Genomic DNA, 16,788 nt, shown 5'->3' on the forward strand with positions numbered 1-16,788 from the left:
CCTTTTACCTCTTCGTCTTTAACTTAAAATAATCCGGGGCTTCCAGAGTAATCGTTGCCAGATATCCCACCAGAATGCAGATCACACTCAGGATGATCGCTGTAAGAAGGAAACTCTCCTGTGCGATCCGAATAGTCCAGGAACTGTTTTGCAGCAAATTCGCCGCCACTACAAAGTGCCACAGATAAATGCCATATTGATAACGGGAAACAAATAAAATCCCCTTCATAGCAATATTCCGACCGGGAAGTTCCAGCCTGCTGACGGTCCAGACTGTCAGCCCCAAAAACACTGCCAATCCTGTATTCCAGATGTATCCCATTGCCGTATCTGAATACCGAAAAGCTGCCTGAGGCATCACGCACCAGATGACAGTCAGTCCACACGCCACTGCTCCCACTGCCAGATCCCAGCCTGTTTTTTCTTGCCTGCGCATACTATAGTCTGCCAGGAACATCCCTACGATAAAGTTATCCAATGCGGTAAACAACTGTCGCCCATATATGAAATAGTATGACGGTTCTACCTGCTGTACTCTTGGAAATATCACATGAAACACAAGTATCTTGCATGCAATGGTAACTAAGACGGAAACAGCAAGCGCAGTGACCGGACTCCTTTTCACCCATTTGTACAACAAAATGGAAACAAAGTAAAACTGGAAGATAACCCCCATCGTCCACAATACCGTACTGATAGATCCGCATGTAGACGGAAAGAAATTATGGATCAAAAGCGCATGTGTCACAATATGGAAGATCCCCTGCCTGCTCACCATCGCTCCTTGTGTCCCTATAAATATAATGATCAAAAGAGAAAGATAATAGTGCGGCAATACCCGCGCAAACCGTTTTTTCAAAAAGGTGCCCACTGAAAACACATTGTCTTTCTTTCTTCTGTCCAAAGACAGGTAAATCCCATATCCGCTTATGATGAAAAACAGAGTAACTCCCACTTCTCCGCCCATGGAAATAAGTCTGTGTATCAACGGATATGCCTCATACCTGTTACCGCCTACCAGTACATAAAAATGATAGACCAATACTGCCATAACAGCAAACGCCCTTGTTACATCAATCCCAATACTTCGCTTCATATGATTCCATCCCCTTGCTATAAAGTAGTATTTTTATCTTTCTCTCGAAAACCAGATCTTCCGCTTAGGCGATCCAATATCTTTGTATCAACTGGAAAAATACATATATGTACAGTACTGCCTCCAGAAGATAGACACACATACCGACAATGCGTTTATCTACACGGATTTTTCCGGGAAGCAGCAGAAAGAACAGGCTTAAAAACGGAAGGTAATATCTCCCCTGCATCCCGCCTATATACGGGATCTGATACAGAGCTTCCCTGATATGGTAGCCTTTGTTGGCCCATTCATCTCCATACAGGATCACCATGATCGTATGATCTGTTAATGCCATCGTCGTAAACACGGTCAAGATCACACAGACAGCCATCAATACCAAAACATCCCAGATTCTCATTTTCCTCTGTTCCGATCCGCTGTCAACAAAAGAAATACCTATCAAAGAGGCATAAATCAACGCCGCAGCTCCTGCCGGCAGCGTCACCTCCAGCCATCCCAGACCTCCGACTGCCGAAGTCACAATAAACTTCCACCAGGTTTTCCCTGTTACTGCCAAAAGATAGGCGCCTCTTTTCCACTCCATCAAAAATCCATACACAACCTGGACAAATTTATTTTCTCTGAACACATAAAATCCGCCTGCCGCTAAAAGACAGATTAACAGCACGCAGGGAATTCTGATCTTTTTGATGAAGTTTTCATCAATTTTTAAAAGTTTTAAATCTATATGAAACTTCTCCAGTGGAACCAGCAGAACCAGCAACGCCAAAAATACATAAGGCAATTTTACATAGGAAATCACAGCCCATGTCATCAGAAGGATCACGCACTCCTTTATTCCGACGACTTCTTTGTCATACTTCAGATAAAACACATACGACACAAAGAAAAAGCAAAAAGAGATCACAATAGAATCATATCCAATACTTGTTGCCTGCTGCATTGCCATAGGAAGCAGCATAAGCATTGCCATCAGCTCTTTCTTGACAGGCATGATCTTCAGTGCCCGGTAACAGATCAGCGTATACAACAAAAGTGAAAAAAGTTCTCCCATCTGCAGTACCCAATACGCAGGCAGCCCCAGAAGGATTCCCAGATACATTCCTATGATGGACGGAACATGCTTTATAACGGACAGGGAAACTTTCCCAGGCAACATATCCTTTCGGCTATACTGCTGTTTCTCTGTCAAAGCCTCTTTCTGCTTCTCCTTGTCCGGCTTTTCTTTCAGGTTTCCTTCTACCCTTCCATTTTTGATGGGCAGACTATCACATATGTTTTCTGCAAACTTTGGATTTCCAAGAGATCTCCCGATAATTCCCAGATGCGTATGCTCATCCGGCGTCTGCCAGGTCGGGATCATAAAAGACAAAATAAGTCCTATTATAAAAATGACAATCGCAATCCTTTTTTCGCTGAACATGTTTCTGTCTGTCATACGCTTGTTTTCCCCTCTGATTTTTGTACAGTCTCTTTTTCCGAAGGCAGATCTTCTTTTCCTTCTCCGGTCTTCGCTTTTTCTTCCTGTTTTCTGATCTTTTCTTCCAGAAACGCAGTTTCCTGTGCCAACTGCTTTATCCGGATAGACATTCTGGACAAGGCAACCGTCATAACAAAGATCAAAAGCAAAGAAAAGCAAAACCCTGCCAAAAACAGAAAGTTTATCGGACTTGCGATCCCCATTTTTTTTGCGGTCCATGTGGTGACCATGGGAAAACAATTCAATATCAGAATACCGACTCCTGCCCCCAGCCAGGCCAGTGCATAACGCAGTTCCAGCCTTCTCTTCCTTATCATATTAACGATCACAACCAGTAAAAAAATCACCACGATCCCAATGATTATCTGTATTCTCAAGTTCATCTGCCTATCCTCTCCTGATACATTCTATTAAGATTGCCAACGGTACTTTGATCATATAATATACGGATTTCTTCAGGGAAATAGAGGACACGCCTCCTTCTCGTTCTTTCATAACAACTGGTATCTCTCGAACCTGAAATCCGTTATTTAAGATCATTACCACACTTTCCGGTTCCGGATAATCTTTCGGATAATTGTTTGCAAAAATTGTCAGAACTTTTCGATTTACCATCCTAAGTCCCGAAGTAGGATCCGTGATCTTAGCTCCCGTCACCAAACGTATCAGCCCTGTAAAAATCCCAATTCCGATTCTTCTGGCTCTGGAGGACTGAAATCCCTGTTTTTCGATAAAGCGTGAACCGATCACCATATCTGCATCATACTTTGTCATGTATTCCATCATAGACTGAAGAAATTCCGGATCATGCTGTCCATCTCCGTCTACCTGTACAGCTCTTTCATACCCGTTTCTCAGCGCATACTGATACCCCATCTGTACCGCTCCGCCAATCCCCAGATTGATCGGAAGATTTATGTGATGATAACCTCTTTCTCTGCATATCTCACCTGTCCGGTCTGTAGAACAGTCATTGATCACTATATAATCAAACTGACCTTTGTGATTTAATATAGCTGTCACCGTTTTTTCTATATTTTCTTCTTCATTGTATGCCGGTATGATCACTAACAATTTCTTGCCCATTTCACTTTTTACTCCCGCTTATTTTTTCTATACTGTCCGCGACGATTTCCCATGTAAAACACTCTTCGATCCGCTTATAAGTCCTCTTTGCCGCTTCCTGCCGCTCTTCCTTACACATCAACAACCGTTTCAGTTCTTTGTACAGGCCTTCTTCCTCATTATCCGGCAAAACACTTCCATAGTTTTCATCCAGAAGCAGTTCCTTTGCCCCTCCCCGTGCTGTCGTCACAACGTAACATCCACATGCGCCGGCCTCCAGGATCGATGTTGAAAATCCTTCTGAAAAAGATGGCAGACAGAATATATCACTTTCATCCAGAAGACTGATGATTTCCTGAAAGGAAAGGCGTCCGAGAGGGATCAGGAAATCGGATCCCCGTTTTCTGATCTCTTCCTCCATATCGCCGTCTCCTGCGATCATCAGACAGCAGTCTTCCCCCTCTGCATGCAGACGGTCTATCACATTCATCAACTGTGGAAGTCCTTTTTCCTTTAACAGTCTTCCTGTAAATGTGATCACGACTGTCTCCTGCGAGATATGAAATCGCTTCCGATACGTGTGATCTGCCGTCCTCTGAAGCTCCTTTACTTCTCCCAGATCGATGGAATTGTAAAGTACGCCCTTTCCCTTGATCCCAAAATGCTCCAGCCATTTATTGCACGCCAGTGAAACTCCGTAATACTCCTTACAAAAAAGTCGTCCTGCCTGGGTCAGAAAAAACTCATAGACAGCCCCTATCGTATCCCACACTTTATGATGTACCGACAGATGGCTGGTTCCATGTTCTATGGTGATACATGGGATTTTCCTTCTTTTTGACTGGTACGCAGCATACAAAGAATGTATATAAAATCTCGTATTAATAATAACCATGTCATATGGAGTCTCCCAGATTCTTTTATGCAATTTCCGAAATCCCTTGTCGGGCTTTAAGACAGGATACCTTCCGTCCAGCAGACGATAACATGGAATTCTGTAGATAGAAATTCCTTCTGCCTGTTCATAGCTTTCGATATGGTAGGTATTAGAAGTCACGATAGTGACTTCATTTCCTCTTTTCACTAAAGTCTTTGCCAGATTATAGGTATATCTTTCCACTCCGCCCAAATGCGGAAAATACTGTGCTGAAAAAATGCAATATCGCTTCATCTGATTTCTTTCCATTCTCATTTGATCGTGTATACTCACAGTGCCTTATTATATCATATTCTGAAACAAATTTCCATCTGACGCATTCAAAAAGGGAGCTGTCTGGGTAAATCGTTCCCGTTTTTCAACTCCCTTTTCCTCTTTTATGATTCTTGTCATGGGCATTTCATGGGTTTCTCCATGAAACAAGGCATTTTTCTTACCTTCTCCATCTACTTTTTATAAGCTGTACATCGGCTCCAGATAAGTGGAATAAAGGCTAAATCCGTATCCCTTCGCCATTGCCCAACCCATTCTGCCTGCCGGATTGTCCTGAATTCCAAGCGCTTCTACACAGGGAGCGCTTCCTTTGGGCGACACATATTGAAACCGCTTGTCCACTGTTGTATTTTTTAGAGACTCTGTAGAAGCATAGGCTTTTAAATGCTGTACCTGTGCCCGCACGCCCGTCCTGACATCTGCAAACCGTTCACCGGAAACACCGTTTCCGGTAGCTCCCAGTCCCGCAAAATTAAACTGTTCGATTTTTACATCTCCGCCAAACTGAAGATAGCCCGTCTCCTTCATAGCCTGTGCGAACACTACTTCCGCTTTTACTCCTTCCGCTTCTGCTTCTTCATAAACGATCCTGCAAAAGTCCCGGATCGTGGGAGCATTTCCTGCAGACAGCTTTTCTGCCGGATAGTTTCTTCCGCTCTTCGCATACATCTTTACCATCTGTTCTACCGTGACGCCGGTCTTTCCCATAATGGAATGGCCGGTAAAGGTTAGGAGACCTTCCGGAGATTTCTTTTGGTTCAAGTAATACCACATCTCTCCCAGTCTGATCCAGCCGGTACACATCGCCCCCTTAGGTCCATACGGACTGTTTCCCGGATTCAGATAGTACTTTCCTTCCGGCTGTTCCAGCCATCCGGTACGCATCGCCCCTCTGGGGCCGTACTGATCCGCTTTTGTATTCAGGTAATACCAGACCGTTCCGTCCTGAAACCACCCGGTACGCATCACGCCTTTTTTCTGTCCTTCGGAAACGTCCTTGTTCAGATAATACCAGGCTCCGCCTTCCTGAATCCAACCGGTCTGCATCACTCCCTGTGCGTTATAATAATACCAGTCATCACCTACGTTCTTCCATCCGGATTTTTTTTCCGTTTGTTCCTTCTGCCATTCTCCGGAAGCATTGAAGATATGCGTCTTCCCGTCAATGCTTCTGGTTCCTGTTGCCATTTCTCCCGTAGGGAGCAGATAATACTTCTTTCCGCCCAGTTCCAGCCAGCCGGTCTTCATGGTTCCGTCTGTATTCATATAGTACCAGGAACCCTGATACTCTATCCAGCCTGTCAGGGCAGCTCCAACCGGTTTTGCCACTGTCGTCCCCGGATTAAAGTAATACCAGTTTCCTTTTTCCAGGATCCAGCCGGTGCGCATTATCCCTTCCGCCCCGTTCTGATCCGCCTTCTGATTCAGATAGTATCTGTTTCCTCCCTCTGTGACGATCCCGGTACACATAGCGCCCTCCGGTCCGTTTTTATCCGAGGTAGGATTCAAATAATACCAGGCATTTCCATCTTTAACCCAGCCGGTGCGCATCACACCTTTCTTCCCTGCTGCATTGTCTGTCGGATTCAGATAGTACCATTTGCCGTCTTGTTTCAGCCAGCCAACCGCCATCCTTCCCTGTTCGTCATAATAATACCACTGTTTTCCAGAATTTTTCCACCCTGTCTGAGGTTTACTCTGCTCTGTTGTCCATTCTCCCAGGTCATTAAACCGATATGTTTTCCCGGAAATATTCTGTGATCCTGTAGCCATTTCCCCGGAAGGAAGCAGATAATACCACTTTGTACCGCTCTGCAGCCAGCCTGTTTTCATAGATCCATCACTTTCCAGATAATACCAGGCGTTCTGATACTTTACCCAGTCTGTCAAAGCTGCACCAAACGGCTTCACTGTCGTAACGCCCGGATTGAAATAATACCACTTTCCTTTGTCCAGAACCCAGCCGGTACGCATCGCGCCTTCTGCCCCATTCTGGTCTTTCTGAGGATTCATGTAGTATCTGGCCCCGCCATCTGTCACGATGCCGGTACGCATCACACCTTTTCTCCCAAAGCTGTTCTGTTGAGGATTCATGTAGTACCAGTCTCCTCCCAGATTCAGCCATCCGGCTGCCATCTCTCCGTTAACGGCAAAATAATACCATCCGTTTCCAAGTTGCATCCAGTCTGTCCGCATCACTCCGCTACTCTGCAAGTAGAACGTCTTGCTTCCCTGTGTCAGCCAGCCGGTATGCATATATCCTTTGTCATTGAAATAATACCAGCTTCCTCCTATCTGGAGCCACTGGCTTACCGGATAGGAGTTATCCATATAGCGATACCACCATCCGGCTCCATCCTTGACCCAGGTTCCTCCGATCTTTCCGCCTTCCAGGTTTAGGTACTTGATAATTCCAAGCGCATCCGCCTGCCCCAGCTTCTTCAACTTCTCTTCCGAGTTCAAAAACTTTTCATAATCGCCTGCATTATCCAAAAAAGCATGCTCGATCAAAATCCCCGCAATGCCCGCCTTGGTGGTTTCTCTGACCACATGGAATATATCTCCTGCCTTTGTCCCTCGATCATACAGGCCCAAAGCCACCAGTTCTTTCTGAATACTTTGCGCCAGCCCTTTTGCTATGGTTCCCGCATCAGACCCATAAGAGCCTGCCGGGTAGTAGATTTCTGCCCCTTTTCCGGCTCCCGTTCCTGTTGCATTCAAATGGAGGCTGACAAAAATATCTGCATTCACGCTTTTAGCAAAAGCAACCCGGGGAGCCAGATCCGAATTGGCATTCGTGACACCGTTTCCCACCCAGCGGTCGCTGTCCCTTGTCATATAAACCTTCACTCCAGGGCACTGTTCCAGAGCCGCCTTGCAGTAACGCGCGATCTTTAATGCCAGATTTTTTTCTGTTTCTCCAAAATACGCCGCTCCCGGATCTCCGCCTCCGTGTCCCGGATCCAATACGATCACTATATTTCTTTTGGACCCTTCCAGTGGTGCAGGCGCCGGAACTGTTGCTGCGATCTTTGCCGAAACATCTTCCACGCTGCTTCCCACCACACTGTCACTGACGATTTCTCCCTCTGCATTTTCTGATGCCACCGTCACTTCCGTCGTTCCCTTTTCCAGCGGCTCCTCTGTGGTTTTTACCTCTTCCGCCGTCTTGATAGCACCGTCTTCTTCCATATAGGCATCCGGCTGTGTCTCTACACTTCGGTTCACTCCAAATTTTCCCTGAACCTCTTCTTCCTCTAAAGAAAATTCTGTTTCTTTTCCCTGACTTACGATCTTTGCTCCCGTCAGGGAATAAATACCGCTTTCCGACGTATCCACATACTCTTTTTCAAAAAGAATTGCTTCGCCTTCTATCTGAGAAGAAGCGATCTCTCCCGTCTCTCCCGTCTCCTGATTCTTATAAAAAAGAATTCCGTTTTCCGCCGTCGCTCCGTCCTTCAGTGAAAGCACGATCCTCTGCGTGTCAGGTGTGGTAATATAGGGCTTTTCCACATAAAGATACTCAAAAGCCTTCTCTTCCTTCGCCGGATCGCTCTGTGGGGTTTCCACATCGGTTCCCTCTGCCAGCACGCAGTATGAGCCCCATCCTGAAAACATCGTCGCCAATATCAGCAACAAACTCAGCAATACCCTTGTTACCCTTTTCGTTTTTTTCATACATCTCACAGATGCGCTCTCCCTTCACGCACCCATACCCCTTTCCCAAAATCCTGATTATCTACAATCCTCCTCTTTTCTTCGGATCATTCCAAAAGCAAATCACTCCCTCTTCCCAAAGAAATCTATTTACATCTAACGAGTATAACACAATCATCTCTTATTTTTCAAGATTATGCATAAGAACAGTCCTACTTTTCCTCTGCCTTCCCTCTGTTTTTCTTCTGTTTTTCCTGAAACAGCCCAAACCCAAACAAAAGCGTTGTCATAAGAAAGAAAAGCAGCATTGTGCTGGCGTATGATAACGCCGCCCCCTTCATCCCCATACGGAATACCAGGTTCTGCGTCACGATCTTACTGTAAATCCATGTGATTACATATGCAATGATCAAAAGATACTGTTTTCTGATCACTACCAGTACATTATCAAAAGCATTTGCAAACGTATAAATACAGCCTCCCGCAATAAGAATCAAAAGTTCTGTCCGGTACGGAGAAAGTTCCAAACTATACACCACCGACAGGATCGGAATCCCCAGCAACGCACTCCCTGCCAGAATGACCACCGAAATCGCCAGAAGCGCTCCCACCAGACGTCCCAGAATCTTCAGCATCTTCCTTTTTCGATTTGTGCTCCAAAAAACCGCCATGTGTGTTACCAATGGACGAAAAAATATGTAGGCCAGAGTCAAAAAAGAAGCCGGCATGAACAGCACTGTAAATTCTGTCTGTACTCCGTCTTTCAGTCGCCCCATACCGCTTGCTGCATCTATAGCCAGCTTCGGCGCATTTACGATGCTCATCATCAAAAATGCATTTACAAAAAGCGGGAAGCCTTCCACCGCCATCTGAAGCATCCATTTTTTCCCTGTTTTTTCTCTCTTTCGCCGTCGAAAACAGTCTACCAATATCGTATACCGATAATCAAACGCATAAAAACAGACTGCATATGCAGCAGTCAGAGACAAACTGGCAATCATGAGATTTCTAGTCAGAAACAGTCCGGCAGCAAATACCAGCAAGGCGGACCACACCCGCCCTACAATGGCTTTGCTGGCCAGATCCAGTCTCTCTTTTTGCTGAAACCACCCCTCATAAACATCCGCAATACAGTCAATCCCTCGAAACAGAGTGATCACAATTACCACCAAGGCTTTGTACGGCTCATAATGCTTTAGAAGCACATAGCCTCCACAACCGATCATCATCACAACGATCGTTACGATCCTGAACTGCAGATACTGATCAAATGTAAATTTTTCTTCCACATCCGTCGCCTGGAACATCCTGATCTGGAAAGTTCCAATGATAGCCATCAGCTGACTGACCGCCCATGCAAGGGAAAAGATGTCCGCTTCTCTTCCCTCCACGCCTCTGGTTAAAATCATAAAAGCCACAACGGATAGCAATGCGTTGGACATACTCCCAAGCATATTCCATATATAAACAGTCTTACTGTCCGGCTCTTTATTTATACTGCTCACTTTCATTCTCCTATCCTTCTGCTCTTTGCGGGCTATATCCTTTCTTCCTCTCCAAAATCCAACTGCAGGGGCATGTGGTTTACCCTGCTCTCCTCTGGCGGAATCTGCATGTATTCCCCATATATTTTGGTGAGAAACTCATGGTTGCATTTTGGAAGACATACCTCTATCCCCTCGAAACTTCCAGTCTGAAGCGGAAAAATATCTTCTTTTCGAATCATATCTTTCAAACATCCGGCATATTCAAAGGATGTTACATATTCACTTCTTTCTTCCGGCGTATTATAGCGAGTAGAAGCTTTCACAAACTGTCTGTAGATCCACCTTGGACTGATCCGAAGTCCCGCAAGGATCAGATGTATCCCCTGACAGATCCCTTTGTATAAAGTTCCCAAAATACCCTTGGTGGGAATTGACGGTTTTCCCGTTCCGGACAAAAAAAGCAGCCGCCCCCAAAAAATCGCTTTCCTCGCCTGGCGGCTCCGCTTTTTTTCCTCTTTTGCCACGTAATCAAGCGGAAAGATATCCATAAAAATTGCCTGTTCACATTTCAGGTGCTTGGATCCTTCCGTCACAAACACTGTTCCTTTTTTCTGGATGTGGGTTACTGTGCAGGCATATCTTTTATCAATTTCCGGCGTCAGCAGGCTGTATCTTTCCCCCAGTTCTTCCTGAAACACTCCGCAAAATCGATTGTAGTCTTCCCTTAACATTGCCACATCAATATCGTCATCCCAGGGAATAAATCCTTCGTGACGAACCGCACCGATCGCCGTTCCGTATATCACAAAGTATGGAAAGCCGTGTTTCTGACAAACATGAATAAAGTCCTCCAGCATATTCTTTTGCACTTTGTGCAGTTTCTCCAGGCTTTTTGCATCATACTCCCTGTACTTTTCTCCCACAGTCCTGTCTCCTTTTTTATCCATAGCTCTTCTCTCACAGCTTCTGTCAAAAATGTTTCCGTACAGACTTCCCCTGCCACATTTTTTCCTGCCTTCCTATAGCTGTTAACTGCTCCCATTCTAACCCATGCTACTTTCTCTGTCAATCTGGCGGTTTCGGGATGCAAAAGCGGCTTTGCCTATTTTCTCTACCTTTTACTTCTTTCTTACTGGCTCAGATTTGAATGTTTCGTATTCTTCCGTTCCTGCTCTTCTTGCAGATACTTCCTTGCATCCTTGAAAAAGGAAGCCACGATCAATATCACAATGATCCCCACAGGAAACGCCGCTATAACCGCTACTGACTGGAGGTTGTTCATGGAACTCTCCGAAAAGATCAGGGCAATGGGGAAGAGAATAAACAGGATCGCCCAAAAGGTCCGAACTCTCTTATCCGGCTCCTCCTCCGGCTTCAGATACCGGTAGGAATAGGAAGAAACCACCATCGTCAGTGCGTCAAAGGTCGTAGCGTAAAAAGCGATCATGGTAATGACCAGTACCACCAGCACCAGCTTAGCTGCCGGAAGCGTCTTTAAAATATTCAATATCACTTTGGATATCTCTTCTCCTTTTCCCAGCATGGTCACGGCGTCTATCTTTCCCCTCACCTGCTGGGACATCCCATAATTTCCCAGGATGATAAAAGACAGGAAGGTTCCTCCCAGCCCCCAGCCATAGGCACCCAGCACTGTGTTTTTTATAGTTCTTCCCTTACTGATCATTCCGATGAAAAACGGAGTTGCCACGCACCATGCCATCCAGTAAGCCCAGTAAAAGACACTCCAGTTTTGTACAAAGGCTGTTTCCCGCGCCGGATCCATCCAGGTAGCCAGTCCCACAAAATTCTGGATCAGATTTCCTGTGGAAGAAAATCCTGTTTCCAGGATGTACCTGCATTCCCCTCCGGCAAGCAACACATACGCCAGCAAAAAAAAGAACAGGTACGCACAAACTGTAGCCAGCCGGAACACTCCTTCCATCCCAAACCATACCGTCAAAGTATAAACGATTGCAATGGTCACCAAAATAGAGATGGTAAGCCCAAATCCCATTGGCAGACCAAACGCATATCCCAAGGCAGCTGCAAGAAGAGGGGTAGCAAGGGAAAAGGTGGTCGCTGTTCCTGCCAGCAGCGCCAGAACTGCCAGCAGATCGATCATCTTTCCCAGGATTCCGTCCACCCTGTCTCCCAGAATGGGACGGCAGGCCTCTGAAAACTTCTGTTTTTTCCTTCCACGGACATGGATCATGAATCCAAACGCTACTGCCAGCACAATATAAAAGCTCCAGGCAATCGGTCCCCAGTGAAACAAAGAGAAGGTGGGCGCCCATTTCTGCATCCCGCCCAATTCCTTTACGTAGGCTTCCCTGGCATAGATCGCCCACTCACACAGGGAATAGAATAAAATATCTGCTGCCATGGTAGAGGTAAAAATCATCGTTCCCCACTGAAACGTAGTATATTTGGGCTTCTCCTCTCCTCCTAAACGGATTTTTCCATATTTGGAAAATGCCATATACATGGAACAGATCACGGCTGCCACTCCCAGAAACACATAATAAAGCCCCAGGTCATCCCCCAGAAAATTTCGGACAGACTGCAGTGTCACCTTGGATGCTTCCGGAAATTTCATAAATGTGATACAAAGCCCGATGATTAGCAGCAACGGAATGATCATAATCTCCTTGTCCATCTGTTTTTCAATTCTCTTTAACTGATTGTTTTCTTTCATGCTTGGCTTTCCTTCCTTTAGTATGCGACCTTAGCCGCTTCTCTTTTGCCGACATTTTCTCCTGCTCCCGCCTTTTCAGAATGCGCCTTCTCAGATCCGGCAGCGCTCCAGCTTGCCTGATTCATAAAAATATCGGTAGGTCTGTTCCCGCAGCGAAAATGTTACGCCTTTTGCCACCCCGTTTTCTTTCAGCGGAACAAATCCTGTCAGCTCCCCTTCTTCACAGTTCAGAGTCGCCAGGATCTTCTGAAAGATCCGGCTGTCTTTCGCTGCCCGGTACCAGGGAAATGTTTCTCTTAATTCATCCAGACTGTCAAACTCCAGCACCTCTCCCTTTTTCTTTTGCTTCCCGTAAAGATCCATGGTTCCCAGGGAGGACACATACAAATCTTCCCAGTATGTCTGCTTTTCTTCCTCCCGCTCCATGGCCGACTCTAAGAGAGGGATCAGCTGCCGGGAAAATGTTCTGTCAAACAGGACTTCTCCCTGCATGACCCAGGCATCCTTCCCTCCGATCACCACTTTTTGGATTTTCCCGGACTCATCTGTTTCCACACACCACTCGGGGGTTTCTCCCTCCTGATAGGTCAGTCCATAGTAGGGAACCTCTTCTTTTCTTCGGAATGGATTTTGTGCAAAATAGTAATCTCCGCAGGAAATATAGGTATTTTTCAGTTCTTTTCTTGCCACAAACAGGCTGGAATGATTGTTTCGTTCCATGTAGTAGGGATTTTCGATCAGTTTGACTTCAAATTTCTCTTTCAGATACGCAAATTGTTCTTTTTTGTATCCCACGACTATGGTAATATCCCTGATCCCGCTTTCTCTCAGCTGAAGGATCTGCCGCTCGATCAGCACCTCTCCCTCTATTTTCAGAAGAGCTTTCGGTATTTCATAAGACAGGGGCGCCATCCTTGTGGACATTCCTGCCGCCATCAAAATCGCATTTTCTACTTCTATCATGTTACTCTGCCTCCATTTCCGCCTTCGCATACCGGTAATACTCCTTTGCATATCGGTATTGCCTCAGGGAATATTCCCCAAACTCGATTCCACAGGTCTTCTTATATTCGCACCAGTTGCTCCACAGCAGACCGCAAACGGCAATGTAGCAGTAGATCTTTACCCGAACCGCCGCAGAAGGCTCTCCCTGGAAATAGCACGCGATCAGCCAGTCCACCTCCTCCTTGGAATACATGGCATAGATGGCAAACATGGCGATATCTACATGAACATCCTGCATGCCCGCATATTCCCAGTCGATCAGATACATTTTTTCCGGCGTAAGGAGAAAATTGTCGCAGACTGCATCGATGTGACTCAGCGCGATTGTTTTCGGCTGCCTGTCAATGTACGCTTTCAATTCGAATACTTTTTTCTTTGTTTCCTCATAGTCTTCATAGTCCGAAGGGTAATCTCCCCTTAATCTCTCATAGTATTCGATCTGTTCAAACAGCTGGAATGTGTGTCCCACCTGAAGCTTACGATCGTGGAAGGCTTTCAGGTATCTCATACAGTCCTCCACCTCTTTTTTGTCTTCTTTTCTGCAGGGTCGTGCATTCTCTATAAACTTTGTGATCTTATACCCGCTCTCCGGAGATATGTAGACCACCGGATCACAGATGTCTGTCCCTTTCAGGGCTTCATATACTTCAAATTCCTGTCGCCTGTTGATCAGCCTGTCTGTCCCCTCTCCCGGGATCCTGGCAATATAGCGTTCTCCTCTGCAGGAAAATTCAAAAGAGCGGTTCGTCATTCCCTTCTTCAGCGCCTGGATCTCCTGGATCTCCTCCAGTTTGCATGACAGTACCTCTGCGATCTTCTCCAGGATATCTGTCTGCAGATGTCCCGAATGGCTGTCGATCTCCCTCAACTGCTCGTAGGTATTGATCTCGTAGACATCCTCTTCTTTTGCGATCCTGGATGCGATCCACATTTTCGATTCCGCAAACAGCACTTCTTCCCAGAACTTTTGATCGTAGGTTCTCTGTGATGCGTATAGACCAAGCAACTGTTTCAGCCGATCTGCCTCCTGATCCTGTATATAAGCGATTCCCACCATGCGGTGCCCCGACTTTTCTGCCTTGACCCGGACCAGCTCTCTTTTTCGATTGACCCTTACTCCACTGTCCTTTGACTCTTCTTCCGTCATCATATACCAGGAATACCACTCGTAACCGGAAAAGGGATTCTCCCCGCACCAGATATCACAGGGGAGAATATAGCTGTTTCCGATTCTGTCTGCCACTTTGTTTAAAGAGGAGAGATTGTTCTTTCTTCCGTATTCTTCATTAAAGATCAGACGGACATTCCACTTGTCTATCAGATATTCGTATCGCTCTTTCATAAATCCCACTACCACATCGATCTGATGTACACCCGCCTCCCGGAGCTGGCGGATCAGTCGCTCGATCAGCCTCTCTCCGCCAATCTCAAGCAGTCCCTTTGGCACCTCTACATTAATGGGTACCATCCGCATCCCATAGCCTGCTGCCAGGATAACCGCATGCCTCGGACGCTGCTTCTCTGCTTCTTTTTGCGCCTGTTCACTGATCTCCAGCTGCTCGTTCAAATACCCGTCTTCTATCAGTTCTCTCAGACAACCGTTCACCTTCCCCAGGGAAAGCCCTGTCAGGGCAGCCAGCTTCCTTTGATTCTTCTCCGACTTTTTTAAGATCATGTTCAGCAGATCATATTTCGATATGTTCATGTAATTATTCTCCTTCGTTTTTGTGAACAATCTCATTCTATTCCTTCCTTTCCGATTTGTCAACCATGGAATTTCTGGAATAGAATTCTCCATAAAAATCCCCCACAAACAATTTCGGTTTTCTGCTTTCCTTTCACCGAACTGTCTGTAGGGGTTCTTTTTTGTATGTATTCTTTTTTAAAGAGAGGAGGGATACCTTCCTTCCTGCAAAAGTTTTTGGATCGCTTTTACCACCGTATCCTTATCTTCTTTGTAAGTCACTCCAAACCATTCGTCTTCCGAACGCAGAACCGTCACCTCTATCTGTCCGGAGCGCAAAAAGGCATCCACAATATCAGGCAAAAGATACTCTTTTTTGTCCCAGGGATCCACTGTTTCCAAAAATCTTTCAAATCCCTGCTGCAGCCTTTCAAAAATTTCCGGTGAAAATCCCCACATATTCATAGAGACTTCCATATCGCCATCCAGGCTGTAAAAAGAGTCCGTCTGGACCCCGATTCCCTGAGACGTCTTTACAATATGGCTCGTTTCATCCAGTCCGATCAATTGATGCTTCTGGTTCATCCTGCAAAGCCCTCTCGTCACTGCTCCGTTCTCACTGACGGTATGCTTCAGCTGAAACGCTACCATACATGCCGAAAGCACATCTTTCTGCCGCTTCATCCCTGTCAGATGCTCATATGCTTTCCGATAGGCAGATCTCCCATAGTAATCATCTGCATTGATCACAAGAAACGGTTCCTGCACCAGATCCTTGCATACCAGGATAGCCTGTCCCGTTCCCCATGGCTTCTTTCTGCCTGCATACTTCTGACGAAATGGCTGCGGAATATCCTCCACTTCCTGAAACGCGTATTCTACTGCAATAGTTTTTGCGATCCGGTCTCCGATCCTGGCTTTAAATTCTTCTTCCAGATCTTTTCGGATCACAAAGACCACCTTGTCAAACCCCGCTTCTTTCGCATCATAAATGGAATAGTCAATGATCAGCTCTCCACTGGGCCCTACCGGCTCCAGCTGCTTGATCCCTCCGCCAAAACGGCTTCCGATCCCTGCCGCCATGACCACCAAAGTTGCCTTCCCCATAGTTTTTTCATCCTCCTCTATTCTCCCAGGCCTTCTTCGATCAAAGACACCATCGTATGCAGGGCTTCCGTTTCATCTTCCCCGTCACATACCAGTTCAATAGTGTCTCCCTTCTTGATGCATGCGCCCAGTACACTCAGCACACTTTTTGCATTGGCCGTCGTTTCCTTATATCGAAACTCTACCTTGCACCTGAAACTACTGGCTGCATTGCAGAAAACGCCGGCCGGTCTCAGATGCAGTCCTGTAGGATTTATGATCGTAACTTTCTGTGCTACCATACGAATGCCTCCCTTCGT

Annotated in this window: 13 protein-coding genes; all 13 read right to left on the reverse strand. The window is 46.1% G+C overall.

Annotated elements, in window-relative coordinates:
• Positions 1-4 precede the first annotated feature (4 nt).
• Positions 5-1,096, reverse strand: coding sequence for an acyltransferase family protein (locus FYJ34_RS02115; protein ID WP_154475845.1), 1,092 nt, complete (start codon positions 1,094-1,096; stop codon positions 5-7).
• 64 nt (positions 1,097-1,160) lie between these two features.
• Entirely contained in the window at positions 1,161-2,537 is a 1,377-nt protein-coding gene (locus tag FYJ34_RS02120; protein ID WP_154475847.1) for a DUF2142 domain-containing protein, read from the reverse strand.
• Positions 2,534-2,962, reverse strand: a complete 429-nt coding sequence (locus FYJ34_RS02125) for a DUF2304 domain-containing protein (protein WP_154475849.1) — start codon at positions 2,960-2,962, stop codon at positions 2,534-2,536. Before FYJ34_RS02125 ends, FYJ34_RS02120 begins: the two co-directional genes overlap by 4 nt.
• Positions 2,963-2,966: 4 nt before the next feature.
• The gene (locus FYJ34_RS02130) at positions 2,967-3,665 is read right to left on the reverse strand and encodes a glycosyltransferase family 2 protein (RefSeq protein ID WP_154475851.1); all 699 of its coding nucleotides are present in this window, start codon (positions 3,663-3,665) and stop codon (positions 2,967-2,969) included.
• A 1-nt stretch (position 3,666) separates the two neighbouring features.
• Positions 3,667-4,815 (reverse strand): glycosyltransferase family 4 protein, encoded by a 1,149-nt coding sequence (locus FYJ34_RS02135; RefSeq protein ID WP_154475853.1) that lies wholly within the window; start codon positions 4,813-4,815, stop codon positions 3,667-3,669.
• A gap of 219 nt (positions 4,816-5,034) precedes the next feature.
• Complete coding sequence (locus tag FYJ34_RS02140) at positions 5,035-8,532, reverse strand: N-acetylmuramoyl-L-alanine amidase (RefSeq protein WP_235899451.1); 3,498 nt, start codon at positions 8,530-8,532, stop codon at positions 5,035-5,037.
• A gap of 191 nt (positions 8,533-8,723) precedes the next feature.
• Entirely contained in the window at positions 8,724-10,016 is a 1,293-nt protein-coding gene (locus FYJ34_RS02145; protein ID WP_206671416.1) for a lipopolysaccharide biosynthesis protein, read from the reverse strand.
• A 32-nt stretch (positions 10,017-10,048) separates the two neighbouring features.
• On the reverse strand, positions 10,049-10,945 hold the full coding sequence (locus tag FYJ34_RS02150; protein WP_154475857.1) for a LicD family protein: 897 nt from the start codon (positions 10,943-10,945) through the stop codon (positions 10,049-10,051).
• A 182-nt stretch (positions 10,946-11,127) separates the two neighbouring features.
• Positions 11,128-12,693, reverse strand: coding sequence for a BCCT family transporter (locus tag FYJ34_RS02155; protein ID WP_154475859.1), 1,566 nt, complete (start codon positions 12,691-12,693; stop codon positions 11,128-11,130).
• A gap of 90 nt (positions 12,694-12,783) precedes the next feature.
• Entirely contained in the window at positions 12,784-13,656 is an 873-nt protein-coding gene (locus FYJ34_RS02160; protein ID WP_173017044.1) for an NTP transferase domain-containing protein, read from the reverse strand.
• 1 nt (position 13,657) lies between these two features.
• Positions 13,658-15,403, reverse strand: a complete 1,746-nt coding sequence (locus FYJ34_RS02165; protein ID WP_154475863.1) for an NTP transferase domain-containing protein — start codon at positions 15,401-15,403, stop codon at positions 13,658-13,660.
• 177 nt (positions 15,404-15,580) lie between these two features.
• A complete protein-coding gene (locus tag FYJ34_RS02170; protein ID WP_154475865.1) occupies positions 15,581-16,489 on the reverse strand; it encodes a nucleotidyltransferase family protein in 909 nt (302 codons plus the stop codon).
• A 17-nt stretch (positions 16,490-16,506) separates the two neighbouring features.
• Positions 16,507-16,770: an HPr family phosphocarrier protein gene (locus FYJ34_RS02175; RefSeq protein ID WP_154475867.1), complete on the reverse strand. Its 264-nt coding sequence runs from the start codon at positions 16,768-16,770 to the stop codon at positions 16,507-16,509.
• Between the last annotated feature and the right edge of the window lie 18 nt (positions 16,771-16,788).

Source organism: Suipraeoptans intestinalis, assembly GCF_009696485.1.
Lineage (GTDB): Bacteria > Bacillota > Clostridia > Lachnospirales > Lachnospiraceae > Suipraeoptans > Suipraeoptans intestinalis.

Bases quoted from the DNA above. Each gene is read 5' to 3' on its own strand.
- FYJ34_RS02125 (WP_154475849.1), bottom strand. From the start codon at position 2,962: ATGAACTTGAGAATACAGATAATCATTGGGATCGTGGTGATTTTTTTA.
- FYJ34_RS02130 (WP_154475851.1), bottom strand. From the start codon at position 3,665: ATGGGCAAGAAATTGTTAGTGATCATACCGGCATACAATGAAGAAGAA.
- FYJ34_RS02160 (WP_173017044.1), bottom strand. From the start codon at position 13,656: ATGATAGAAGTAGAAAATGCGATTTTGATGGCGGCAGGAATGTCCACA.
- FYJ34_RS02135 (WP_154475853.1), bottom strand. From the start codon at position 4,815: ATGAAGCGATATTGCATTTTTTCAGCACAGTATTTTCCGCATTTGGGC.
- FYJ34_RS02140 (WP_235899451.1), bottom strand. From the start codon at position 8,532: ATGAAAAAAACGAAAAGGGTAACAAGGGTATTGCTGAGTTTGTTGCTG.
- FYJ34_RS02175 (WP_154475867.1), bottom strand. From the start codon at position 16,770: ATGGTAGCACAGAAAGTTACGATCATAAATCCTACAGGACTGCATCTG.
- FYJ34_RS02165 (WP_154475863.1), bottom strand. From the start codon at position 15,403: ATGAACATATCGAAATATGATCTGCTGAACATGATCTTAAAAAAGTCG.
- FYJ34_RS02150 (WP_154475857.1), bottom strand. From the start codon at position 10,945: ATGGATAAAAAAGGAGACAGGACTGTGGGAGAAAAGTACAGGGAGTAT.
- FYJ34_RS02170 (WP_154475865.1), bottom strand. From the start codon at position 16,489: ATGGGGAAGGCAACTTTGGTGGTCATGGCGGCAGGGATCGGAAGCCGT.
- FYJ34_RS02155 (WP_154475859.1), bottom strand. From the start codon at position 12,693: ATGAAAGAAAACAATCAGTTAAAGAGAATTGAAAAACAGATGGACAAG.
- FYJ34_RS02115 (WP_154475845.1), bottom strand. From the start codon at position 1,096: ATGAAGCGAAGTATTGGGATTGATGTAACAAGGGCGTTTGCTGTTATG.
- FYJ34_RS02120 (WP_154475847.1), bottom strand. From the start codon at position 2,537: ATGACAGACAGAAACATGTTCAGCGAAAAAAGGATTGCGATTGTCATT.